Genomic DNA, 23,365 nt, shown 5'->3' on the forward strand with positions numbered 1-23,365 from the left:
TCGGGCCGACGGGCAGCGGTGAGTCCGATCACCCGGAGTGCTTCGCGGTAACACAAAGTGCCCACGTCACCACTTAGGGGTGAAGTCAGCGCAACACGGGTCCGCCGACCGACGCCGGTATTCACGGTCGACACGACGAAAAGCACAACAGCCGAGCTTCTCGGAAATGGGGGGTGGTCTTGACTCCGGTCTACGTCGACAGGGCATTTCAGCGTGGCCGTAGGGGCATGACGCGGGTGAAAGGGTGTTCGTCGTCGGTTCTGAATGTACGTTGTCGGTGGTCGATCGGGAACGTTCGGGCGGCGGCGCCGGATGGGAGTGGGACTCGTCATCGCCGCCGGCGCCGGCGCAAGTGAGGCTGCGGCGCGTCGAGGGGCCGTCACCCCCCCGGGACAATTGGAGCTGGCTGAGGTGGTGGCGGAGCGGTATTCGCGGCGGCGAGTCATGGGAAATCGTGAGCGTGACGGCGCCGTACTCGGCGCGCTGCGAGTACGGTCGGCGACCTGCGCGGCGCCGGCGAAATTCCACGCCGCGATCGTCCGCGCTGGTGTCGCCGGACGGCCGGCGGCGCCGACGCGGACCCGGGTCGGTCGGCCCCGCGAACCCGCTGTATTCGGTTTTTCGATGCGAACCCTGAACGTGTTCGAGATGGATTCGCAATCGTTGGCGACGATTTCTCCCTGACCCGTCGGATGGGCGGTACTGATCGGGGGCGATGAGTGCGTGCTTTTGGCCGTTGCGAGGTGACTCGGCACCGGTGACGCTGGGAAGCGGAAAGTCCGGTTCGGCGAAGTATTGCATCGGTTGAATGGAATGCGTCCCTGGGTACCGGCTTGTCCCCGGCGTGGCCGACCTGGTCCACCATCCCGTGGGTGCGATCTCCGTCAACCCGGAGCAGGCGGCCGGAGGTGGGGCCGTTCCACGGGAGGAGGCTGCTATGACCGGCGGCCGGCGCGGGGTTCTCGACGGGGCGTTCGCCCTGCTGGACGCGTTGTCTGAGACGGGTGAGCTGGGGCTGACCCGGCTGGCTGCGGAAACCGGGTTGCCCAAGGCGACTGCCTACCGGTTGTTGGAGCAATTGACCGCACAGGGTGTCGTGGAGAAGTGCGGGCGGAACTACCACATCGGTCTGTCCATCCCGATGTGGAGTCAGGCGTGGCGGCCTCACCAAAACCTTCTTCGGGTGGCCCTCGGTCCGATGCGGTCCATGGCTCGGCTGACCGGCGCCACCGTCGGTCTGGTCGTGCCCTCCCGCAGTCGGCCGGTCCTGATCGGCAGGGTTCCGGGGAGGCTGACCACACCACTGCCTGCGCCGTCCGGGACTGCCTGGTACAAGAGGTCCGCTGCTGGTCGGGCCGTGCTGACGCCGCCGACGAACCCCACCCGGGCGCGCGGCTCGGAAATGATCGCCGACGGGTCTCCGCAGCCCGGCAGAGGGGACGTGGTGTTCGACCGGGAGGAAGTCGTCGCCGGGGTGTGCTGTGCGGCGGTGTCGTTCACCTTCGATAGCGACACTCCTGTCGCCGCGCTCTATGCGATGGTCGACGCCGGCTACCCACTGCTGCGGTTGGCCACCATTTTGACCAGTACGGTCGACGTGATCCAAGCAGTGCAACCCTGATCTGCCAATCGTTGTCCCGGCGGCCCGATTCACCGGCCGCGGTCCGCTCAGCGAACCGGAAGAAGACACCGGAGATATCCGACGAGACGATGGCGCGGACCGTATCGACCGCCGGATCCCGACGTGCCGCGTCCTGGATTCGGCGCCGACGAGAGGAATTCGCATGCGCAGAATCCGCACCGCGTTGGGCGTGATCGCGGCCACCTTGCTGCTGATCACCGGATCGGTGGTTCCTGGAGCGGCCATTGCCCAGGCCTCGTCGCCCGACAGTTCCTGTGTGAGCATCGACAACCTGTTCCTCAGCCGGTGGCAGCAGAAGACGTGGGCCTACGGCTGCGCGATCTCGCCGCTGGCCCCGACCTACAACGGTCTGTACCAGAACTTCGAACGCGGCCAGATGGTGTGGTCGCCGAGCCAGGGTCGAGGGATGATCGTCTCCGGGTGGTGGACGAGGTTCGGGGAGCAGGGCAACCGCTTCCGGCTCGACTTCCAGTGGGGCACGACCGACCCGGATTCCTACAACAAGTGGCTGGTCCGACTCGACATCGACGACAGAGCCAACCTCGGGCAGTGGGACTGCTACACAGGCGGCACCGAGTGCGGCAACACCGCCGGGTACTACGGCTTCGGTCAGGATTTCGTCACCCCGGGCCACTCGTACCAGTTCCGGGTCGAAGGCTGCCACTACTCCCCGATCACCGGCCACAACTGTCCGCGGAGTTGGGCCATTCCCGTCTGGCTCTGGTTCTGACCTGTTGGTTCCGATTCGCGGAGGGAGGCTTCGAACCGACTCGTCCCGGATAGGCGGATGACGTGTCGGCCGCGCGATGTGCGCGGCCGACGACCGTTCATGGCCGGTGTCGACCCCGTGATTCGTGCGGGGTCGTGGTCAGCCGGCGTTGTTCTTCAGGGCTTCGACGTAGCGGTTCATCACGTGGTCTCGGATGCCGTCGCCGGCAGGGGCGAACGCGTCGGCGGTCAGGCCTTTGGCGCGGTCGGTGAGGCTGCCGATGGCGGACATGCGGTCGCGGATCTTGCCGTTCGAGTCGATGTAGTGCGCCGCTTCGATGTGGTGGAACGCCGGTGCGGGCGGGACCTGGGGAACGATGTCGTTGTTGTTGACGAAGCGGTGTGTGCGGTCGCGGAAGGCCTCGTCGTGGGCCTCGGCGAGGGTGCGGTCGCATACCCGGGGCTGGCCGAACGTGTAGACGCCGTCCGCCAGCAGGCGGGGTTCCTCGAAGTGCAGCCGCATCGCGGCCAGGGCGGCGAGTGCTCCGCCGAGGCTGTGACCGGTGAACCAGATCGTCTGGTCGTTGTCGCGGAACTCCAGGATGGCGTCGCGCACCTGCGGGTAGATCGACTGGAGGGCTTCGCCGAAGCCGTAGTGGACGAAGCCCTTGTTCGCCGGGCCGGGCCACGGCGGGGTCGTGCCGTCGGACAGCCAGTCCTGGATCTTCTTCGGCTCGGTGCCGCGGAACGCGGTGACGATCATCCGGTCGCAGGCCGCGGTGTAGGCCTGCGTGTCCTCCAGCGGGAACGGCGGGCGGAACGTCGTCTCGTGGTGTCGGACGCGGTCGAATCCCCAGTTCTGAGCGGTCTTCTCGATCGTCTCCGGTGACTGGTAGGCGAGCTTGGCCGCCTCGGCCATCCAATACGCCTGCCGGACGCTGTAGCCGGTGGCGCTGTGGTCGAGCGTCTGGACGGGCATCGTGGCCTCCCTGTCTTCGCACGAGGACAACTCCGGCTTCGGTTCTAGCGGCGTGGGTGTGCGCGGTGCCTCCCGGATCGGGACGTGTCACCCTGTCGTGCGGTGAACTCGTGAGGTGGTCCTCACGTACGGGTGGTGATTCGTGCGGTCGGAGGGGTGGTGGCATGCTGCGGCGACGCACGCTGGTTTACGTGTCCGTTGTGCTGGTCGTCGGTTGGCTGACGTTCCTCACGATCTCGACCGGTCGTGCACCGGACCCCGGTGCGGCCAGTCCGCACGAACTCGCCGAGACCTTCGAGCGCTCTCTGCGCGACCGGGACGCGGAAACCCTCGGGCGGATGATCGACCTGCCCTTCTCCGAACAAGCGGCGTTCGCGGAGGGGTACCTCGAAGAACTCTCACGGGTCGACGCCTCGGAAATCAGCGTCGCTCTCGACGGGGGCCAACCGCCTTCGGTGTCGGTGCGCGTGGCGACCGGCGACGGCCGCACGATCGAGTACCGGCAGCGCATCGGCAGCTCGGGTGATCGGTGGAAGATCAGCCTCGTTCCCGCGCTGTGACCCGGCCGGCCCGGGTGCTACCGCCGGTCGAGTCGCACGGTGATGATGACGTGGCCCTTCTCCCGTCGGGCGACCGCATGACCGGTGCGGGCGGCGCCGTCCAGGTCGAGTGACAGCGGGCCGCCCGCGCCGGTGAAGTTGCGCCACCACGTCTTGGCGTCGGGCATGCGGACGGTGATCGTGACGATGTCGCCCTGCCTGCGGTAGCCGATGAGCGTGCTGAAGGTGCGTCCCGAACGCCGTCCGGTGTAGGTGACGATCGTCAGGTGCCTGCGGAGCATCGGGCCCCATCGGGCCGACGAACGGAGTGCGGTCAGCCAGGCGTTGACGCGGCCGATCGCCCGCTTCGGCAATGGTCCCCGGTAGTTCAAGGTCATCTCCACTGGTCGCGAGCCGCGGTATCGGCGGGTGGGCGGTACCGGCCACGGTAGTGCGGTAAGCGGAGCGACCCCTCCGCTTGAGTTAAAGTGAGAGACATGAGCGCCGCGGACTCTCGCCTGTCGACCGGTTCGCTCGCCGGCGGACCGGTGGGGCTGCGCGCCGACGCGCGGCACAACCGCGACCGGATCATCGAAGTCGCCCGCGAGCTGTTCGCCGAACGCGGGCTCGACGTGCCGATGACCGCGATCGCCCGGCGTGCCGGGGTCGGGGTCGCGACGCTCTACCGCCGCTTCCCCACCAAGGGGTCGCTGGTCACCGAGGTCTTCGCCGAGCAGTTCGCGACCTGCGTGTCGGTCGTGGACGACGCGTTGGCCGATCCCGACCCGTGGCGCGGGTTCCGCACCGTCATCGAGCGGGTCTGCGCCATGCAGGCCGTCGACCGGGGCTTCACGACGGCGTTCACCGCGGCCTTCCCCGACGCGCTGGACATCGACCGGGAACGCGTCCGCGCCCTGCACGGCTTCGCCGAACTGACGCGGCGCGCCAAGGAGGCCGGCCGGCTCCGGGCCGACTTCGCGCTCGACGACCTCACGCTGCTGCTGATGGCCAACGGCGGCATCGTCGCCGACTCCGCCGAAGCCGCCGTGGCCGCCTCGCGCCGACTCGTCGCGTACCTGCTGACCGCCTTCCGCGCGGACCAGGCCGAGCCCCTGCCGCCGCCCGTCCCGCTCAGGCTGCACGACGTCGTCCACCCGGCGGCGAACTCCGGCGCACGGTGACGTCGTGGTGTGAGCCGGAATACGCGGCATCCGGTCGCGGGTTGGCACCGACATGACGGACACACTCTTCGACCCGCACGTGCTGCTCGCGCAGAGCCGGCTCGGCGTGCTCGCGACGATCAAGGCCGACGGCCGTCCCCAGCTCTCCCCGGTCCAGCCGTCATACGACCGGGCCGCCGGTGTCATCCGGATCTCGACCACCGAGCGGACCGCCAAGATCGCGAACCTGCGCCGGGATCCCCGGGCCGCGTTGGAGGTGACCAGCACGGACGGCTGGGCGTGGGCCACCGCCGAGGGCACGGTCGCGCTCGTCGGGCCGGGCGCCGACCCGCACGGTCCCGAGGTCGAGGCGCTGGTGGACTACTACCGCGCCGCCGCCGGCGAGCACCCGGACTGGGACGAGTACCGGTCGGTCATGGTGTCCGACCGCAGGGTGCTGATCACGATGACGGTCGACAAGGTGTACGGCGCCAACCTCCGCTGACCGCCGCACGCTCATCGCTTCGCGCGGTGACGAGCGCGAGGGAACGGGTCTCTTCTCGGTGAACGTGCGGCACGAACGTGTGGAGGTGTCCGCGGGTCGTTCTGCGCGGCGGGCCACCTGTGCCACGGTGGACCTCTCCCGTTGTCGGGGGAGTGGCCGTCGAACCCCGTGACGGGAGCACCCGGATGACCCTGCGCCTTGCCGAGCACGTGTCCATGACGACCACCGAGGACGGCGCGGTGCTGCTGGACGAGCGCACCGGCCGGTACTGGCAGCTCAACGCCACGGGTTCCGTCGTGCTGCACACCCTCCTCGAAGGCGGTGACCAGGAGGCGGCCGTCCGGCTGCTGCTGGCCGGCGCGGACGCCGACTCGGCCACCGTGGGCGTGGACGTCGCCGAGGTCGTGGAGCACCTGTGCTCGACGGGGCTGGCGGTGCGCCGGTGAGCAGCCCGGTCGCGCTGCCGGGGAAACCCGAGGGGCTGGGCGTCGGCCGGCGGGTCGTCTGCTGGGTGGTCACGGTCGTGGCCAGGGTCCTGGCCAAGCTGCCGCCGCGGTGGATCCGGTCCACGTTGGCCGTCGTGAGCGGCCGGGCCCGCCCGGCGAGCCACGCCGAGGCGAAGTCCGCGCGGGACACGGTGGTCGCGGTCAGCCTCCGGTGCGCGGGGCCCGGCTGCCTGCCGCGTTCCATCGCCACCGCCCTGCTGTGCCGGCTGCGCGGGACGTGGCCGACCTGGCGGGTCGGGGTGCGCACCGCCCCGTTCGGCGCGCACGCCTGGGTGGAGGCCGAGGGCCGCCCGGTCGGGGAGCCGCCCGGCACGGAGCACCTGCACGTCATGATGACCGTCCAGCCCACGCCGCGCTCGACCGAGAAGCAGGAACACCGCGGATGACTGTCGTCGCGCCGCGTCACCACACCGCCGGACCGACGCCAGTGCCGGACGAAACCGTGCGGACCCGGATCGGCTTCCGCCAACTGCTCGCCGCGACTCGCGGCCACCGCAAGTCCATCGCGATCGCCCTGGTGCTCACCCTCGTCGGCGCCGGGCTGGGCCTGGTCCAGCCGCTGGTGGCGATGCGCACCATCGAGACCGTCACCGGCGGCGGCGCGATCTCGTGGCTGCTGGTGCTGCTCGCGGTCATGTTCGTGGCGGAAGCGGTGGTCGACACGTTCGGGCGGTACTGGCTGGAGCGCTCCGGCGAGAGCGTGGTCCTCGGCCTGCGGCTCCGCCTCATCGACCGCCTGCTGCGGCTGCCCATGCGCGTCTACGACCGGCACCGCGTCGGCGACCTGCTGTCCCGCACCACCAGTGACACCACCCTCCTGCGCGACGCCATCGCCTACGACCTGGTCGACATGTCGTCGGGCATCTTCATCGTCGTCGGCGGGCTGGCGGCGATGGTGTGGCTCGACCCGCTGCTGTTCCTCATCGTCGCGGTCGTGGTCGGCGGGATCGGCGGTGTCACGCTGTTCGTGCTCAGCGGCATCCGCAGCGCCACCGAGAGCGCGCAGGACAACCTGGGCAGGATGTCCGCCGAACTCGAACGCGCCCTGACCGCCATCCGCACCGTCCGGGCGATGCGGGCCGAGGACCGCGAGAAGGACCGGATCGGGGCCTGCGCCCGGACCAGCTACGAGCAGAACCTGAGGTCGGCGCGGCTGGACTCGATCTCCGGGCCGGCGGTGACGCTGTCCGCGCACGGCTCCCTCATCGTGGTGCTGGTGGTCGGCGGCGCGCGGGTCGCGAACGGCCACCTCACGCTCGCCGAGCTGGTGGCCTTCCTGCTCTACGTCAGCTACATCGCGATGCCCGCGGCCGGCCTCTTCGAACTGGTCGCCACCCTCCAAAAAGGACTGGCCGCGCTCCAGCGGGTCCACGACGTGGTCGAACTCCCGGTCGAGACCGACCGTCCCGGCCCGCGCCGGGGCCCCGTGACCACCACGGGTCCGACCGACGCGCCGCGCCCCGCGCTCGAACTGCGCGACGTCTGGTTCAGCTACCAGCCCGACCGGCCCGTGCTGCGCGGCGTGTCGTTCACCGTCCCGCACCACGGCCACGTCGCGCTCGTCGGCGGGTCCGGCGCCGGCAAGTCCACGATCTTCGCGCTGGTCGAGCGCTTCTACGACCCAGACCGGGGCACCATCCTGCTGGACGGGCACGACCTGCACGCCGACCTGACCATCGCGCAGGCGCGGGCGCGCATCGGCCTGGTCGAGCAGACCTCCCCGATCCTGCACGGCTCGCTGCGCGAGAACATCGCCTACGCCGTGCCCGACGCGCCCGAGGACCAGATCCACCGCGTCCTGGCCATGACCAACCTGACCGGGCTGGTCGACCGGCTGCCCGACGGCCTGGAGACCCAGGTCGGCGAGCACGGCGGCATGATCTCCGGCGGTGAGCGCCAGCGCCTGGCCATGGCCCGCGCCCTGCTGCCGCGCCCCGGCCTGCTCCTGCTGGACGAGCCGACCGCCCACCTCGACGCCGTCAACGAAGCGGCCTTCGCCCGGACCATCGAGCAGGTCTCCACGGAGTGCGCGCTGCTGGTGATCGCGCACCGCGGCACCACCGTGCGCCTCTCCGACACCGTGGTCGCGCTCGACGGCGGGCGGGTCACGGCGATCGGGCCGTACGAAGAGGTGGCGCAGGAGATCCCCATCTTCCGAGACCCTTCCGCCTGAGGTCCCTCGCCGACCGACCCGCGGCGGTCCGTGGTGTGGAGCCGCGGGTTCGGCAGCGAGGCCAGGCTGTCCGGCGACCGGCGACCGGCGACCGGCGATCGGCGACCGGCGACCGGCGACCGGCGGCGGGATGCGCGGGAGGTGTTCGCCGAGCCGGCCTGCTGTGGCGTCAGGAGGTGTCTGACGGGCTGCCGGCCGGGTCGCGGGACGGCTCGGGTCGGGCCGGGCGGTTCGCCGCGCGGGCGGTGGCGATGCCGAGGGCACAGATGGCCGCGAAGCCGAACAGCAGGTAGCGCGCCGCGTCGAGGGTCGACTGGCCGCCCAGGTTGACCAGGGCCCCGGCCACCGCCGTGCCGAACGCGATGGACAGCGTCGTCACGGTGGCGACCGCGGCGGCTGCCTGCTTCCCCTCCTCGGGATCGGCCGTGCTGCCCATCGCGGCCACCGACAGGTGCGGGTAGGCCAACCCGATGCCCGCCCCGGCGACGAACAGCACCGGGAGCCAGGCGAGCACCAGCAAGATGGGCGCGCTCTCGCGTTGCAGCAGTCCCTGGACGAGGAAGCCCAGCGCCAGCAGCGCGGGGCCGATGGCGCACAGCCGCCGGATCGTGCGCGCCCCGGTCGCCGAGGAGCTGAGCAACTGGCTCGCCGCCCAGCCCAGGGAGATGGCGGCGGCGAAGAAGCCGGCCGCCAGCGGGGGCAGTCCGCCGAGTTCTTGGCCGAACAGCGGCAGGAACGATTCCACGGCCACGCCGAACGCCAGCAGCCCGATGGTCAGGTAGATCCACTTCAGCGACGAGCCCACCTGGTAGGTCGTGCGGGGGAACACCCGGTGCCGGCCGCGTCGCTCGTGGGCGACGAGTCCGACGAGCAGCAGCAGCGCCACCACGACGCCGGCGGCCTTCGCGGGCGTGCCGGGCAGCACACCCGACACGCTGACGGCCATCGTGGCGGCCGTGACGAACAGCAGCGACACCAACGGGATCGGGGTCCGCGCCCCGCTGCGCCCGTCACGCGGCAGCACGCGGGGCACGAGCGCGCCGCACACCGCCGCGATGACCGCCATCACCGCGAACGCCAGCCGCCACGGGCCGAGTTGGGCGAACAGGCCGCCCAGCGCCGGGCCGACGAAGTTGCCGATCCCGTACATCGCCGACATCAGCGCGTTGCCGCGCGTCCACAGCTTGCGCGGCAGGGCCGAGCGGATCACGGCGAAACCCAGGCCAGACAACAGACCCGCGCCGACGCCCTGCACGCCGCGACCGGCCAGCAGCACCGGCATCGCCGGGCTCACCGCGCACACCAGCGAGCCGGCCAGGAACACCGAGAAGCCGATCAGATACGCCCCGACGTTCCCCCAGCGGCCGAGGACGCGGCTGACGAGCATCGTCGCGACCACCATGGCCACCAGGTAGATCGTCATGTTCCACGCGTAGAAGCGCTCGCCGCCGAGTTCGGCCACGGCCGTCGGCAGCAGGCTCGCCGCCAGGTAGATGTTGACCGCTCCGACGAGCACCCCGGCCGCCAGCACGATCGCCGCCCCACCGTGTCGCGATCCCAGCAGTTCACGCCAGGGCGGACTCGGGTCGGGGCCTCCGCCGGGTTTCGCGGCGGTCTTCTGGTGATCGGCGAGATTCATACCCTCAATGGTGTCGTTGAACCGACTCCGGAGACTTTTCGCCGTGTCCGGGGTGGACGGACGCGAAAAGCCTCAACCCGGGGGTCGAGGCTCGTCGCGTCACGTGCCCGCCGTCAACGGGTGGCGGGGGTTTGCCAGAGGTCTTCGTCCAGTGGCTCGGGGTGTCGGGGGAAGGTGAAGGACGACGTGGCGGGCTTGGCCGACCTGCCGCGCAGTGCGCTCGGCACGCCGTCGGTCCCGTTCACGGCTCGTCGGGTGGTCCGGGAGTTGCCCGCCCGGTGTTCCGGGGCCGACGTCGGGCGCGGCGTGCCGCCGGTCGCGTGGGGTGGCGGCACCATCGGCGGGATCATCGCGGCGCCGGTGGCCGTCGCGCGGGTCGCAGCCTGCTTCGACGGAGCCGGCCTCGCCGGCGGCAGCCCCGCTCCGCCGGTCGAGCCGGGTGTGCCCGGCAGGGCCATCGGCACCGGCGGGCCGGACAGCGCCGGTAGGCCCCCGCCGCCGGGCAGACCGGTCGGGTGGAAGCCCGCGCCGGTGACCGGGGGCGGCAGGGTCGACGTGACACCCGCCAGCGACGGGCCGTCCGTGGTGGGCAGGTCGGGGATTTCGGGCATGGGCAGGTTCGAGCCGGCGCCTGCCGCGGACGCCAGGCCTTGCAGTGACGACAGGGCGCCCATCGTCGCCGTGGCCGCCTCCATGGTCTCGGCGGGCGTGCCCGTCTCCTCGACCTCGGGCAGGACGTCGCCGGGTGACTTGATCCCCGCCGCCGCGCACACTTTCAGCATCGACATGTCGAACTGCGCGCCCAGAGCGGTGAGCTGGGTGCCCGACGCCTGTTGGAACCCTGGGGCCGCCGCCGCGGTGAACGGGTTCGAGATGGCCGCCAGGTATGCCTGGTAGAGGCCGGTCACGGTCTGGAACGCCTGCGGGATCGCGGTGGCCAGGGTGGTGAGCGTCTCGACCACCTGTGCGCCGTCGATGCGCTCGCCCCACATCTTCAGCTCGGCGTCGGAGCGCTGGAACTTCTCCTCCAGCTCGCGCCCCGCCTCGTCGCGCCAGTGCGGGGCCAGGTTGTGCGCCCGGGTGTGCAGTTCGACCCGGGCGGACTCGATCCACGTGCGCACTTCGGTCCACATCTTCGCCGCGTCCACCAGGACGGGCACGTTCGCCTGCTCGGCCGCGATCATGGCCAGGTGCGTCTCGATGGGGATGACGTTGTAGGGGACGGCCATTGGTGGCTCCTCAGGCAGCGTGCTGCGGGTCGTGGTCCTCGTCGGTCGGTGGCTGTCCGGTGGGGCCGGCCACCTGCTGCGCCATGCCCAGTCCCTGTTGCGCGAGTTGGGCGCCCGCGGACACGAGTCCCGCGACCGCGGTCACGTCGGCCGCCGTGTAGGTCGCCGCGGCCGTGCCGACCTTCTGCCTGTAGGTGACGAACTCCTCGGTCACCTTCGTCAGGTACGCGGCCACCTCGGCGGTGGCGGCCTTGTCCAGCAACGTCATCGCCATGCCCTCGAACAGTCCGCTCAAGTTCGGCGGAGTGCCCAGCCGCGCCAGCGAAGGCGGCAGCGGGGGTGCGCTGAGCTGTTGGGAGAACAGGCTCATCGCGGCGGTGTCGCCGTCGATCTTGTCGGTGGTCATACGCCCCCTCCTCGGTGTCCCGGTGGTGGCGGGACAGCCCCGTCGGCCGTGCCGCCCGGCTTTTCCCCCAGAGACAAGCACTTCCGTGATCCGCGAAACCGGTCACGACAGGAACCGGCCGGCTACTCGCGCGGCGGCAGCCAGGCGAGCTGGACGAGGCCCTTGTGCCCGCGCCGGTCCACCAGCCAGCCCCGGCCGGGTGGCAGCACCTGCGCGCGCATACCGCCGAGCAGCGGCCCCTCGTCACGGTCGCCGGACATCATCAAGCCGGGCGTGCCGACTTCCCTCAGGCGTCCCAGGAACGGTTCGAACAGGCCCCGGCCGGCACCGCCGGAGCGGCGGGCGAGCACGACGTGCAGACCGATGTCCGCGCCCTGCGCGGCCAGGGGCAGCAGCGGCATCAGCGGGTGGTCCTTGTGCGTGGCCACCATGTCGTAGTCGTCCACCAGCACGAAGATCTCCGGGCCCTGCCACCAGTTCCGGGCCCGCAACTGCTCGGGCGTGACGGCCGGGCCGGGCAGCCGCGCGGTCATCGCCTCCGCCACCTCGGCGAGCAGGCCCCGGCTGTGCGTGTCGTTGGTGCCGTAGCCGAGCAGGTGCTGCTCGCCGACCTCGCCGAGCAGCCCGCGGCGGTGGTCCACGAGCACGATGCGCGCCTGTTCCGGGGCGTAGGCGGCGCAGATCCGGCGGGCCAGCACGCGCAGGAACGACGTCTTGCCGGACTGGGTGTCGGCCAGCAGGAAGAAGTGCGGGTCGGCGGCGAAGTCGAGCCGCAGCGGGGACAGGTCGTGCTCGTGGATGCCCACCGCGAGGCCCGCGTCGGGGCCGGTCACCGCATCGGCGGCGGGCAGTTCCGCGAACGGGAACACCCCCGGCAGCAGCCGCACGGACGGCGCGGGCTCGCCCGGCCACGCCGCGCGGACCGCCTCGACCAGCGCGCGGACGCCGTCCGTGACGTCGTCGGCACGCGGGGAGCCGTCGATGCGCGGCAGGGCGACCAGTGTCTGGTGCGCGGTCATCGAGATGCCCCGGCCGGGCGCGTCGGCGGGCACGCTCATCGCGGCCCGGCGGTCGATGAACGAGTCGATCGGGTCGCCGATCCGCAGCTCCAGCCGACTGCCGAACAGGTCCCGGACGTTCATCCGCAAGTCGAACGAGCGCGCCGCGCTCGCCACCACGTGCACGCCGTAGGACAGGCCGCGGGCGGCGATGTCACCGACCGCCTCCTCCAGGTCGTCGAAGTCGCTGCGCAACGTCTGCCAGCCGTCGATCACGAGGAACACGTCGCCGTAAGGGCTGTCGGCGAACTTGCCCTCGGCCCGCAGCCGCCGGTACGTCGCGATGCCGTCGATGCCGTGCTCGGCGAACATCCGCTCCCGCTGGGCCAGCACCGCAGCCACCTCGGCGACCGTGCGGCGGACGGCTCCGGTGGCCAACCGGCCGGACACGCCGCCGACGTGCGGCAGGTCCGCGACGGACGCCAGCGCGCCGCCGCCGAAGTCCAGGCAGTAGAACTGCGCCTCGCGCGGCGTGTGGGTCAGCGCGAGGGACGTGATCAGCGTGCGCAGCGCGGTGCTCTTGCCGGTCTGCGGCGCGCCCAGCACGAGCACGTGCCCGGCCGCGCCCGCCAGGTCCAGCACGAGGGGGTCGCGCCGCTGCTCGAACGGCCGGTCCACCACGCCGAGCACCGGCCGCAGCGCGCCGGCCGCCTCGGCCCCGCCGGCGGTCAGGCCGCGTTCGGGGTGGACCCCCAGGCCGGGCAGCAACCGGTCCAGCGTCGGCGAGTCCGCCAGCGGCGGCAGCCACACCTGGTGCGCGGGCGTGCCCTTGCCGGTGAGCCGGTCGACCAGGATGTCCACCAGCGTCTCGCCGACCGCGTTCTCCTGGTCCTCTTCGGTGTCCTCCTCGTCCTCGGCGTCCAGTTCCGCCGCGACGTAGGAAGTCGTGTACTCCCGCAACACCAGTTTGTCCACAATGGACGCTGTGGCGCCCGTGCCGGTGTGGCGTTGGTGCACACCGGACACGTAGGCGGCGCGGAACCGGTCCATCGGGTCGGTGCCGACCTTGAGGAACCCGTGGCCCGGCGCACGCGGTAGCTGGAACGCGTCGGGCACCCCGAGCACCGCCCGGCTCTCCAGCTCGGAGAACGTCCGCAGGCCGATCCGGTACGACAGGTGCGTCTCCAGGCCGCGCAACCGGCCTTCCTCAAGCCGTTGCGAGGCAAGGAGGAGGTGCACGCCCAGCGACCGGCCCACCCGTCCGATCTGGACGAACATGTCGATGAAGTCCGGCTTCGCGGACAGCAGCTCGGAGAACTCGTCGCAGATCACCAGCAGCGTCGGCACCTCGGGCAGCGGCGCGCCAGCCGCGCGGGCCTTCTCGTAGTCGCGCAGCGACGAGAAGTTCCCGGCCGCGCGCAGCAGCTCCTGGCGGCGGATCAGCTCGCCGTTGATCGCGTCGGTCATCCGGTCGACCAGGTGCAGCTCGTCGGCGAGGTTGGTGATCACCGCGCTGGTGTGCGGCAGCGCGTCCAGGCGGGTGAACGTCGCGCCGCCCTTGAAGTCCACCAGCGCGAAGTTCAGCGAGTTCGGCGGGTGCGTGACGGCCAGCGCCAGCACCAGGGTGCGCAGCAGCTCCGACTTGCCGGAGCCGGTCGCGCCGATAAGCAGGCCGTGCGGCCCCATGCCGTCCTGCGCGGACTCCTTGAGGTCGATCTCGATCGGCACGCCGTCCGCCCGGATGCCGATCCGGACCCGCAGCCGGTCCCGGTTCGGCCTCGGCGCCCACGTGTCGGCCGGGTCGAACAGGTACGGGTCGCCCAGCTCCAGCAGCTCGCCGAGGCCCAGCTCGGTGGTCATCGGCGCCGCGCCGCGCCGACCCGCCGTCAGCCGCAGCGGCGCGAGCTGCCGGGCCAGGCCCTCGGCGGCGGCCGGGCCGAGGGCGTCCGCGCGGCCGAGGTGGGCGTGGCCGTCGTGGGTCTCGGCGACGAGGTCGCCGTCCGCCGCCACGTCCAGCACCACCGTGGCGCGGTCCAGCACCCTGGGTGGCGGCGTGGTCAGGTCCAGCACGGTCACGCCCTCGACCCCGCCACCGGTCGTCAGGTGGCCGGAACCCGCGACCGAACCGCCGTCCAGCACCACCACCAGGTGCGGCCCCGCCGAGCGGGTGTCCACCTCCGGGTCGAACCTGGGGCGCTTCGCCAGCTCCTCCTCCAGCATCGACTCCAGCGCCGGCACGGTCGCCGCCACCAGCCGGAGCGGTCCGAGCGCGTCGGAGCGTTCCGGGTGCAACGCGTGCGGCAGCCACTTCACCCACTCCCAGTCGGCGCGGCGCTCCTCGCCGACGCACACCGCGACCCGCAGGTCGTCCGGTGACTGGAGGGTGGCGAGCTGGGCCACGACGGCGCGTGCCGTGCCGAGCGCCGCGTCCCGGTCGCCGCGCAGGTAGACCCGGCTGAACCCGGTGACCGCGATCGCGACCGGCAGCCGGCCGACGGCGGCGAACGTGGTGATGAACCGCCGCAACGCGAGCGCGGACAGCGGCTCCAGCTCCTCCAGTGGCTTGGTGTCGGGCGTCACCAGCGCGGTCGCCGGGCTCTGCGCGCCGCGGCCGATCCGGGCCACGCCGAAGTCGGGGTCGTCCTTGCGCCGCTCCCACAGCCGGTGGCTCGCGGCCAGCGACCACAGCGCGGACGGCTCCGGGTGCAGGTACTCCAGCACGGCCCGCTGCCGGCGCACCGCACGCCGCAGCCGCAGCCGGTGCTGGGCGAGGTGCCGCAGGTACTTGCGCCGGGCGTGGCCCATCTCCCGTTTGCTCGGCCCGCCGCCCTGGAGGAGGCCCATCACCACCATGCCGAGCATCCCGACACCCATCAGGCCGTAGATGACGAAGCGGATGTGCCCGTTGAGCGAGCCGGAGAACATCAGCATCATCGCCGCCATCATGGCGACCATCGGCAGCACCATGAGCAGTTGCAGCCACTGGCGCGCCGGCGGGGGCGGGATCTCCGGCGGCGGTTGCAGGATCAGCTCGCCGGCCGGCATCTCCGGCGCGGGCCTGCGGTCCGGTCTCTTCACCACGACAGTCGCCACGGAGGCGATGGTTCGCGACCGGAGCCGCTCCGTGCACGGGGTGGCAGGAACGTGCCGACCGGGCTCGTGCGGGGCGCATGTGTCGGCAGGGCTCGCTTGGCAGGAACGTGCCGACGGGCCCGGAACGGGGGTGGCCCGCCATAGCTTGCGTTCGGGAGCCGTCTAGTCGGAACCACCTCCAGGAAGGGAGTGCCCATGGCCGGCAGCTTTCTCCACGGCGACACCGACAGCCTTCTCCGGCTGTCGAACAACACCGTCGCCCACGCCGAAGAGATCAACGCCAACAGCACGGCGCTGGGGAACCACAACGCCCAGCTTGCCGGGTCGAGTTGGACCGGGACGTCGCACACCGCGTTCGCCGCGGTCGAGGATGCCCGGCTCGGTGACAGCCAGAAGCTCACCAACATGCTCCAGGCGCAGGGGGACGACACCCGCACGGTGGCCAACCTCTACGCGGCGGTCGACTCGGACAGCCACCACGTGGTGGGCGGCGTCAGCTACGGCGTCGCCTCGGTAATCAACGGCTGACACCTCTCGGAAGGACGGACCATGACCGAAGTTCGTATGGTGTTCGACGCCATCGCCGGCGCGGTGGGTGCGATGAACTCCACGGTGAGCCGCAACATCGACACCGGCGCGCAGCAGTACAAGTTCGTGCAGGACGCCTCCGGCTCGTACTTCACCGACGAGGCGGGCAGCGAGCTGAACACGACCCAGGGGATGTGGTCGAAGCACGCCGACCAGCACGACCAGGCGCTGGTGCAGGAAGCCAAGGCGACCGACACCGCGCAGCAGCTCATGATGGACGCCCTCGCCCAGGCCAGGCGCACCGTCGCGATGTGATGCCGAACAGCGGAGAGCCCCGGCGCGCCGTAGCGTCGGGGCTCTCCGCTGTTCGGGTTGTCGGTTGTCGTCGGGGTTTTTGGATGGCGGGTGTCAGCGTTCGGGGATCAGGAAGGTTTGCTCGGGCGGTTCGACCGCGGCCGGCCGGTCCGGCAGGGTGGCCGCCCAGCCCGGTCGCCACCCGCGCCGGCGACCGCGCGCCCGGACCGCCGCGAACAGGACGGCGGGCACGAGCGCGCCGAGCACGGCCGCGGTCGCCCACTTCGCCGTGGTCCCGGTGTGCCGCAACCACTCCGCCCGGTCGAGTGCCGCCTGGTCCGGCGGTGCCGCGACGTGCGACGGCAGCGCCGCCGGCCGTTCCGGGTCGAGCCCGTCGGTCACCGCCCGGTACGGGTCGACCAGGCCGGCTCCGTACGCGGTGCTGTGCCGCCCGCCGCGGGCCGGGTCCGCCGTCGCGACCAGCCGTCGGGCGACCTCGGGCGCGGTGAGCCGCGGCCAGGCGGCGCGCACGAGCGCCGCCGTCGCGGACACGAACGGCACGGCGAAGCTGGTGCCGTCCACGTAGGTGTGGCCGTCGACCCTGGTGGCGGCCAGCACCTTGGCCCCCGGCGCGACGATGTCCACGTACCGGCCGACCTGGGAGCCGGACATCCGCGCGCCGTCGATGTCCACCGCGCCGACCCCGAGCACGCCGTCGTACGCCGCCGGGTAGGACGGCAGCTCGACGGCGTCGTCCCGCTGGCCGTTGCCCGCGGCGGCCACCACCAGCGCGTCCTTGGCCACGGCGTACGCCACCGCGTCCCGGACGGCGGGCTGGTCGTCGTAGCCCGCGAGCGACAGGTTGACCACCTTCGCGCCCTCGTCCACCGCGTAGCGGATGCCGTCGGCGAGCACCTGCGGGTCGATCCGCAGCGACTCGCCCCGGTCGCCGACGTCCCGTTCGCTGATCCGCACCGGCAGGATCGCCGCGTCCGGCGCGATGCCGTGGAAACCGACGTCGGGCACGGGGTCGGCGGCGATGATGCCCGCCACGCCGGTGCCGTGCGACACGCAGTCGAACGCGCCCGGCGACCCACCGGGCCGCACGAAGTCCCGGCCCCCGCGCACCTTCCCGGCCCGGCCGAGCTGCGGGTGGTCGGCGTCCACCCCGGAGTCCACCACCGCGACCAGCACGCCCGCGCCCTTGCTGCGCGGCCACACCCGCCGCGGGTCCAGGAGTTGTTGCGCCCACGGTTCCTCGTGCACCCTCGGGTGTGCGGGCAGCGGGTCGTGGCATGCGCCGGCGGGCGGCGCGGCGTTCGCCGTGCCGATGACCTGGAAAGCCGTCGCGGCCAGCACGGCGGCGACCGCGAACGCGCGATGTCGTCTCATCGCCCGCCATCCTCCGACGGACCCGAGAGCCCAGCGCCCGGGTGGCCGCAAGTGGCCACGCCATGTCGTCGGGCGGGCGTGAAGTGGCGTGCATGGGCCGGAAGGCGCCTTGTCCCGTCGGACGGGCGTGAGGTGGCGTGCAACGGCCGGAGGCGTCGGCGGGCGTGAGGTGGCGTGTGTCGGCCGGAAGGCGTCCTGTCCGGCTCGTGGCGGGTGGACGTACCGTACGGCGCATGTCGACGCGTTCCCGGCTGCTGTGGGCTGCCGCCGCCCTGGTGCTGGTCGTGTCGGCGGTAGTCGTGCTGTCCCGGCTGAATGAGCCCGACCTGATCCCCGTCGACCCGTCGGCGGGTGACGTGACCATCGCCGGCCGTCTCTCCGTCGAACCCGCCACGCCCGCCGCCGGCGGCAAGGTCGTCGTCCGCGCCACGATCAGCGCGGACCGGGTCGTGGTCCTGCCCAGGTTGGCGGTCCGGGTCCGCGACGAGGCGGGCACGTTCCACGACTTCCCCGAACTGGTGGACGTCGAACTCGGCACGGCGCCCCGGGAGGTCGAGTCGTCGCGCCGGTTCCCCGCGCCCGGCTCCTACACCTACTACCTGGCCTACCAGCTCGACGGCGGGTGGGTCGACCTGCCGCCGTGGCAACGGTTCACGGTGCGCTGACCGGCAGGGTCAGCTCGAAGATCGCGCCGCCTTCGTCGGCGTTGTAGACGGCGAGCCTGCCGCCGTGCGCCTGGGCCACCCAGCGGACGATGGACAGCCCGAGCCCGGAGGACCCGCCGGTGCTGGAGAACCGGTCGAACGCGTTTTCGGCGAGGGTGGCGTCGATGCCGGGTCCGTGGTCGGCCACGGTGACGGTGCCGCCGGCCACGGTGATGTGCACGATCGCCTGCTCGCCGGGCAGCCGCCCGTACCGCAGGGCGTTGCCGAGCAGGTTCCCGATGGCCCGCTGGAGCAGGGCCGGGTCGGCGTGCACCTTGGTCGGCGCGGCGGTCACGGTGACCTGCGCGCCCTCGGTCGGCGTCTCCTCGACGACCCCGGTCACCAACTGGTCGAGCCACACCGGCTGGATGGCGAGCTGTTCGACGCCCGCCGCGAGCCGGGCGCGGACCAGCAGCCCGTCGATGATCCCGCCCATCCGGGCCGCCAGCCGCACCGTGCGCGGCAGCAGGTCGGCCCGTTGGGTGGGGTTGTCCAGCGCGGTCTCGGCGAGGGCGCGCAGTGCGGCCACCGGGGTGCGCAGGTCGTGCGCGGTCTCCGCGAGCAGCACTTCCTGCTGTTGCAACGCGGCCGTCGCGGGCCGGATCGCGCGGCCGGACAACACGTGACCGGCCACGCCCAGGCCGCCGACCAGCACCACGCAGCCGCCGATCACCAGCAGCACCAGGCGGTTGTGCTCCCGCTGCCGGGGGCCGGTGTCGGCGACCGCGACCACCGCGCCGATGTGCTTTCGGTCCCGGTTGAGCAGGGGCTCCACCCGCACCCGGACGAGTTGGCCGCCGGCGCCCCGCTGGTAGCCGGTGACGATCCGGTCGCCGCGCACGGCGGCCGAGGCCAGCGCGCTGAGCACCGCGTTGTCCATCGGCACGCAGGTCCGCCTGGACACGTGCGCCTGGAACGCGGGCGCGCCGCCGGGCATGATCGCGAACTGCGGGCAGCCGTCGTTCAGCTCGTCGGTGTTGACCAGGCTGAAGTTCACGACCTCCTCGTAGCTCACCAGCCTGCTCACCGCCGACGTGACGCGGTGCAGCTCGGCGTCGGTGCGCGCCAGGGCCTGCTCGGCGTCGTCCTGGACCACCCACCACGCGAAGGCCACCAGCGCGATGGTGTTGGTGACGGTGAACAGCGCGGTCAGCACCCAGCGCAGCCTGCGCAGCCGGTCGGCGGAGGAGGAGCCGGTCACGGCGTGCCCAGCAGGTAGCCGCGCCCGCGCAGGGTGTGGATCAGCTCCGGCTCGCGCAGCTTGCGGCGCAGCCGCTTGACCACCACGTCCACCACGTTGGACATGGGGTCGGCGCCGGAGTCCCAGCAGTGCTCGATCAGCTCCGCCCGCCCCACCGCGTGGTCGGCGCGGGCCAAGAGGTACTCCAACACCGCGAACTCCTTGTCCGACAAGGTGAGCAGCACGCCGTCCCGGCGCACCTCGCGCCGGGCGCAGTCCATCTCCAGGTCCGCGTGCCGAAGCACCGACGGCCGCCCGCCGGACCGGCGGCACAGGTTCGCCACCCGGGCCGACAGCTCGGCCACCGAGAACGGCTTGACCAGGTAGTCGTCTCCGCCGTGCTCGAACCCGGCCACCCGGTCGGCGAGGCTGTCCCGCGCGGTGAGGAACAGCACCGGCACGCCCCAGCCCTGGAGGCGGCGGGCGCGCACGTAGTCGATCGCGTCGCCGTCGGGCAGCATCCGGTCGAACACCACGCAGTCGTAGTGGCCGCCGCGCAGCGCGTCGTCGGCGGTCGCGATGTCGTGCGCGGCGTCGACCCGCAGGCCCTCGGCGCGCAGCTTCGCGGCCACCGCCACCCGCAGGTCCTCGTCGTCCTCGACGACCATCACCCGTGTCATCGAAACCTCATGTGTGCCGGCGGACAGTTGGCTCGTGTCGTTGCTGTTCCCGGTCGGTCGGAGTGCTCCGGCGGTGGGCCTGCTGCTGGACGCTAACGCGCCGGTGAGCATAAACCACGTGATCGGCGGGATCTGGCAGGAACCGGCCGCGCGGTGCGCGGTCTGTCCACTGTGGACGTTGTTGGAGGGGGTAGTGGTGATGGACACGCGGCAATCCGGCAGGCTGAGCCTGGTCAAGGGCGGGAACCGGGACGCGGGGGACGCGGGGGTCGACGCGCTCCTCGCGTCGGCGGCCCGGGAGGTGCTGGTGCTGTGCTCCGGCGGGGGCGTCGGGCCGATCGGCGCGTTCAGCCGGATCGACCGCGCCAACCTGCGGCGCGGGGTGCGGTACCGCGTGCTGTTCCCCGACTCGGCGCGCCTGTCCGGCCGGCTCACCGGCCTGTCGCTGGCCGGCGCGGAGGTGCGCACCGAGACCGAGGTCCCGATGGACGCCGTGGTGGTCGACGGGACCACCGCGCTGCTGCCGGCGGTCCGGGACGGCGTGGCGTTGTTCCGGCTGCCCAGCGTGGTTGCCGCGACGACCGCGCTGTTCGAGCGGATCTGGCCCGCGGCGGTGCCTTTGACGCCTGCGGAGCCGTCCGACGACGAGCACGCCTCGCCGCTCAGCCGCCGGGAACGCGACCTGCTCGCCCTGCTCTGCTCGGGCAGCACCGACGAGTCGGCCGCCGCGCGGTTGGGCATCTCGGTCCGCACGGTTCGGCGGACGGTCGCCGACATCATGAACCGGCTCGGCGCGCGCAGCAGGTTCCAGGCCGGGGTCAAGGCGGCGGACCGGGGCTGGCTGATGGACCGGGCGAGCTGACGCCACCGCGGACGCCCCGAACCCCGCGGCGCGCACTAACGTTCGGCGGTGTGCGGGTGTTGATGACCGAGGACGACGAGAACCTCCGAGTGGCGCTGGAAGCCGCCTTGCGGGCGGCCGGGTTCGCGGTGGACACGGTGGGGGATCTGCCGGCTGCCGACGAGGCGTTGTTCGTGAACTCTTACGACTGCGCGGTCTTCGACCGGATGCTGCCCGCCGGTGACGCCTTGCGGTACGTGCACGCGCGGCGGCAGGATGGGTGGCAGGTTCCGGTGCTGTTCCTGACCGCTCGGGACAGTGAGGCGGATCGGGTCGACGGGTTGCGGCTCGGCGGTGACGACTACCTCGTGAAGCCCTTCGCCGTGCCGGAGTTGGTGGCCCGGGTGCGCAGTCTGTGCCGGCGCAGTGCGGTCGGGCGGCCGGCGGTGTTGCGCTGCGCCGATGTCGAGTTGGACGGCGGTCGGCACCGGGTTACCCGGGCCGGGGTGTTGCTCACGTTGGCGCGCAAGGAGCTGCTGGTCCTGGAGCGGCTGATGTCCACGCCCGGCCTGCCGGTGTCCCGGCAGGAGTTGCTGTCCTACGCCTGGGACGAGATGGCGGATCCGGCTTCCAACGTGCTGGATGTCGTGATCGCCCAGTTGCGTCGCAAGCTGCACGATCCGCCGCTGATCCATACCGTGCGCGGGGTCGGGTACCTGATCAGCGGTTAGCGGGCGCCGATCGGCAGCGTGGCGGCCAAGCCGTCGGTGTGCTCGCCGTCCAGGCGTTCCAGGTCGACACCGCGTTCACGGGCCAGTCGTGCCAGCTCGGTTGCGGCGTTCTCCAGTGCCACCGGGTGTGCGGTCGCGATGCGCAGCACGGCCTCCACCTGGGAGCCGGCGGGCGTTCGCCGGGCGGTGACGGACACGGTCACGGCGGCCTGGGGTGCGGCGGTGAGCAGCCGGCGCAGCAGTTGCGGCGCCACCGCTGTCGGCAGCCGGTCCCAGCCGTCCAGCCGGAACGTCGCCTGGGTGATCGGCCCGCTCCACCAGTGGCGCCACTGCTCGCGGACGCGGTGCCGGCCGGCGTTGACGTGGGCGAGTGCCGCGAGGGTGCCCAGGGTCTCGTGTTCGGTGAGCGGCCTGGTCGGCAGGCCCTCCCGGCGGAGCCTGCGTCGCACCCGGCGGACGGCGTTGCCGAGTGCCCGTCGGACGTCGTCGTCCCGGTGCAGTTCGACGGTGCGCAGCACCTGGAGGGCGATCCAGACCCGGGGTGGACGGGTCCGGTCCAGGCCGGCTTGGTGGACGACCTGCACGGCCAGTGCCAGTGCTCGTTCGTCGGGTGCGGGCAGCAGTTCCTGAGGAGCGGGCATCGACTTGGTCAGGTCGCGGGTCGTGGACGACGGGTGCAGCACGGCGGTGATGCCGGCCGCGCGGCTGACCATGCACACCGGCTCGTCGTTGACGTCGGTGGTGCCGGCGGTCGCTTCCGGAGAGATCAGGCTGAGCAGTGCCTGGCCGGGGTGGTCGCCGGGCAGGCTCCGGTCCCGGTTGCGCAGCAGGTACTTCGCCGACAGGACCGCCCATTCGGACAGCCATCGGCTGCGGACGCGCACGGCGGTGAACGCCACCACCACGACGGCCGCCGTCGCCACCGCGGTGATCGTGGGCCAGGGCTCGTCCAGGACCAGGATCACGGCGACCAGGGCCAGTTGCCAGCAGGTGATCCGGGGCACGCCGACCCCGCGGAGTGGGCGGCGGACCGGTTTCGGCGCGGGCGGTGGTGGCTTCCACGGCTGTCGTCGGGCGGCGGTGAGGATCGGGGTGGTTGCGGCGAAGGGCGCGGCGGTCGGGCGGGTGTCCCACGTCGGCGGTGTGGTCGGGCGGGTGTCCCACGTCGGCGGTGCGGTCGGTGCGGCGACTGGGCCGTCGGGTCGGGGCACGCCGAAACTGGTCACCGTGGTGTCCTCCTCGCCGGGGTCGTCCGGCCGGAGTCTTCCCGGCGCACATGAGGTTTCGATGACACGTCGGGTGATCGCTCCGCCGGGTGCGCTCCGCCGGGTGGATGATTCCCGGCAGGATGCGGTCAAGGCCGCCATGGCGGCATCGGCGGGTGCTAGCGTCCCGAATTATGGGTCTCATCCGGATGATGGACGCAATCCCGGCTGCC

23 protein-coding genes are annotated in these 23,365 nt (G+C 72.2%); 13 read left to right on the plus strand and 10 right to left on the minus strand.

Going from position 1 to position 23,365, the window contains the following annotated elements:
• The first annotated feature begins 937 nt into the window (after positions 1-937).
• The gene (locus ACQPZF_RS05845; protein ID WP_433269040.1) at positions 938-1,621 is read left to right on the plus strand and encodes a helix-turn-helix domain-containing protein; all 684 of its coding nucleotides are present in this window, start codon (positions 938-940) and stop codon (positions 1,619-1,621) included.
• Positions 1,622-1,784: 163 nt separating this feature from the next.
• Positions 1,785-2,372 (plus strand): hypothetical protein, encoded by a 588-nt coding sequence (locus tag ACQPZF_RS05850; protein ID WP_433269042.1) that lies wholly within the window; start codon positions 1,785-1,787, stop codon positions 2,370-2,372.
• 138 nt (positions 2,373-2,510) lie between these two features.
• On the opposite strand, the gene ACQPZF_RS05855 is transcribed toward ACQPZF_RS05850, so the two are convergent.
• Positions 2,511-3,329: a lipase family protein gene (locus ACQPZF_RS05855; protein WP_433269044.1), complete on the minus strand. Its 819-nt coding sequence runs from the start codon at positions 3,327-3,329 to the stop codon at positions 2,511-2,513.
• A gap of 164 nt (positions 3,330-3,493) precedes the next feature.
• Between ACQPZF_RS05855 and ACQPZF_RS05860 the strand changes: the two genes are divergently transcribed.
• Positions 3,494-3,889, plus strand: coding sequence for a hypothetical protein (locus tag ACQPZF_RS05860; protein WP_433269046.1), 396 nt, complete (start codon positions 3,494-3,496; stop codon positions 3,887-3,889).
• A gap of 17 nt (positions 3,890-3,906) precedes the next feature.
• On the opposite strand, the gene ACQPZF_RS05865 is transcribed toward ACQPZF_RS05860, so the two are convergent.
• Entirely contained in the window at positions 3,907-4,266 is a 360-nt protein-coding gene (locus ACQPZF_RS05865; RefSeq protein ID WP_433269048.1) for a hypothetical protein, read from the minus strand.
• A 99-nt stretch (positions 4,267-4,365) separates the two neighbouring features.
• On the opposite strand from ACQPZF_RS05865, the gene ACQPZF_RS05870 reads away from it, so the two are divergent.
• The 5 genes from ACQPZF_RS05870 to ACQPZF_RS05890 all read left to right on the plus strand — a co-directional run bounded on the left by ACQPZF_RS05870 (position 4,366) and on the right by ACQPZF_RS05890 (position 8,212).
• Complete coding sequence (locus ACQPZF_RS05870) at positions 4,366-5,049, plus strand: TetR/AcrR family transcriptional regulator (RefSeq protein WP_433269049.1); 684 nt, start codon at positions 4,366-4,368, stop codon at positions 5,047-5,049.
• A 52-nt stretch (positions 5,050-5,101) separates the two neighbouring features.
• Positions 5,102-5,533 carry a PPOX class F420-dependent oxidoreductase gene (locus tag ACQPZF_RS05875; RefSeq protein ID WP_433269051.1) on the plus strand — a complete coding sequence of 144 codons (432 nt, stop codon included), beginning with the start codon at positions 5,102-5,104 and terminating at the stop codon, positions 5,531-5,533.
• Between the two features lie 185 nt (positions 5,534-5,718).
• Entirely contained in the window at positions 5,719-5,979 is a 261-nt protein-coding gene (locus ACQPZF_RS05880; RefSeq protein WP_433269053.1) for a lasso peptide biosynthesis PqqD family chaperone, read from the plus strand.
• Complete coding sequence (locus tag ACQPZF_RS05885; RefSeq protein ID WP_433269054.1) at positions 5,976-6,425, plus strand: lasso peptide biosynthesis B2 protein; 450 nt, start codon at positions 5,976-5,978, stop codon at positions 6,423-6,425. The genes ACQPZF_RS05880 and ACQPZF_RS05885 overlap by 4 nt, the downstream gene beginning before the upstream one ends.
• Entirely contained in the window at positions 6,422-8,212 is a 1,791-nt protein-coding gene (locus ACQPZF_RS05890) for an ABC transporter ATP-binding protein (protein ID WP_433269056.1), read from the plus strand. Before ACQPZF_RS05885 ends, ACQPZF_RS05890 begins: the two co-directional genes overlap by 4 nt.
• A gap of 169 nt (positions 8,213-8,381) precedes the next feature.
• Here the strand turns inward: ACQPZF_RS05890 and ACQPZF_RS05895 are convergent, their stop codons facing one another.
• From ACQPZF_RS05895 to eccCa, 4 genes are all read right to left on the minus strand, one after another.
• Positions 8,382-9,851, minus strand: coding sequence for an MFS transporter (locus tag ACQPZF_RS05895; protein ID WP_433269058.1), 1,470 nt, complete (start codon positions 9,849-9,851; stop codon positions 8,382-8,384).
• Positions 9,852-9,964: 113 nt separating this feature from the next.
• The gene (locus ACQPZF_RS05900) at positions 9,965-11,080 is read right to left on the minus strand and encodes a hypothetical protein (protein ID WP_433269060.1); all 1,116 of its coding nucleotides are present in this window, start codon (positions 11,078-11,080) and stop codon (positions 9,965-9,967) included.
• Between the two features lie 10 nt (positions 11,081-11,090).
• Positions 11,091-11,486 (minus strand): hypothetical protein, encoded by a 396-nt coding sequence (locus ACQPZF_RS05905; RefSeq protein ID WP_433269062.1) that lies wholly within the window; start codon positions 11,484-11,486, stop codon positions 11,091-11,093.
• Positions 11,487-11,608: 122 nt separating this feature from the next.
• Positions 11,609-15,577, minus strand: a complete 3,969-nt coding sequence (eccCa, locus tag ACQPZF_RS05910; protein ID WP_433269063.1) for a type VII secretion protein EccCa — start codon at positions 15,575-15,577, stop codon at positions 11,609-11,611.
• Positions 15,578-15,772: 195 nt separating this feature from the next.
• Here eccCa and ACQPZF_RS05915 point away from each other — a divergent pair, with 195 nt between their 5' ends.
• Entirely contained in the window at positions 15,773-16,105 is a 333-nt protein-coding gene (locus ACQPZF_RS05915; RefSeq protein ID WP_433269064.1) for a WXG100 family type VII secretion target, read from the plus strand.
• Positions 16,106-16,126: 21 nt separating this feature from the next.
• Positions 16,127-16,420 (plus strand): hypothetical protein, encoded by a 294-nt coding sequence (locus tag ACQPZF_RS05920; protein WP_433269066.1) that lies wholly within the window; start codon positions 16,127-16,129, stop codon positions 16,418-16,420.
• A gap of 93 nt (positions 16,421-16,513) precedes the next feature.
• On the opposite strand, the gene mycP is transcribed toward ACQPZF_RS05920, so the two are convergent.
• Entirely contained in the window at positions 16,514-17,791 is a 1,278-nt protein-coding gene (gene mycP, locus ACQPZF_RS05925) for a type VII secretion-associated serine protease mycosin (protein ID WP_433269068.1), read from the minus strand.
• Between the two features lie 233 nt (positions 17,792-18,024).
• Between mycP and ACQPZF_RS05930 the strand changes: the two genes are divergently transcribed.
• On the plus strand, positions 18,025-18,456 hold the full coding sequence (locus tag ACQPZF_RS05930) for a hypothetical protein (protein ID WP_433269070.1): 432 nt from the start codon (positions 18,025-18,027) through the stop codon (positions 18,454-18,456).
• Here ACQPZF_RS05930 and ACQPZF_RS05935 read toward each other — a convergent pair.
• Positions 18,443-19,696: a sensor histidine kinase gene (locus tag ACQPZF_RS05935; protein WP_433269072.1), complete on the minus strand. Its 1,254-nt coding sequence runs from the start codon at positions 19,694-19,696 to the stop codon at positions 18,443-18,445. The two genes, ACQPZF_RS05930 and ACQPZF_RS05935, sit on opposite strands and share 14 nt — an antisense overlap.
• On the minus strand, positions 19,693-20,355 hold the full coding sequence (locus tag ACQPZF_RS05940; protein ID WP_433269074.1) for a response regulator transcription factor: 663 nt from the start codon (positions 20,353-20,355) through the stop codon (positions 19,693-19,695). Before ACQPZF_RS05940 ends, ACQPZF_RS05935 begins: the two co-directional genes overlap by 4 nt.
• Before the next feature lie 34 nt (positions 20,356-20,389).
• Between ACQPZF_RS05940 and ACQPZF_RS05945 the strand changes: the two genes are divergently transcribed.
• Both ACQPZF_RS05945 and ACQPZF_RS05950 read left to right on the plus strand, forming a co-directional pair.
• On the plus strand, positions 20,390-21,217 hold the full coding sequence (locus ACQPZF_RS05945) for a helix-turn-helix transcriptional regulator (RefSeq protein ID WP_433269076.1): 828 nt from the start codon (positions 20,390-20,392) through the stop codon (positions 21,215-21,217).
• A 50-nt stretch (positions 21,218-21,267) separates the two neighbouring features.
• Positions 21,268-21,927 carry a response regulator transcription factor gene (locus ACQPZF_RS05950; protein ID WP_433269078.1) on the plus strand — a complete coding sequence of 220 codons (660 nt, stop codon included), beginning with the start codon at positions 21,268-21,270 and terminating at the stop codon, positions 21,925-21,927.
• On the opposite strand, the gene ACQPZF_RS05955 is transcribed toward ACQPZF_RS05950, so the two are convergent.
• Positions 21,924-23,153: a type VII secretion protein EccE gene (locus ACQPZF_RS05955; RefSeq protein WP_433269080.1), complete on the minus strand. Its 1,230-nt coding sequence runs from the start codon at positions 23,151-23,153 to the stop codon at positions 21,924-21,926. The two genes, ACQPZF_RS05950 and ACQPZF_RS05955, sit on opposite strands and share 4 nt — an antisense overlap.
• Between the last annotated feature and the right edge of the window lie 212 nt (positions 23,154-23,365).

Origin of the sequence: Actinosynnema sp. CS-041913 (assembly GCF_050942485.1) — a bacterium.
In the GTDB taxonomy this organism is placed as follows: Bacteria; Actinomycetota; Actinomycetes; order Mycobacteriales; family Pseudonocardiaceae; genus Actinosynnema.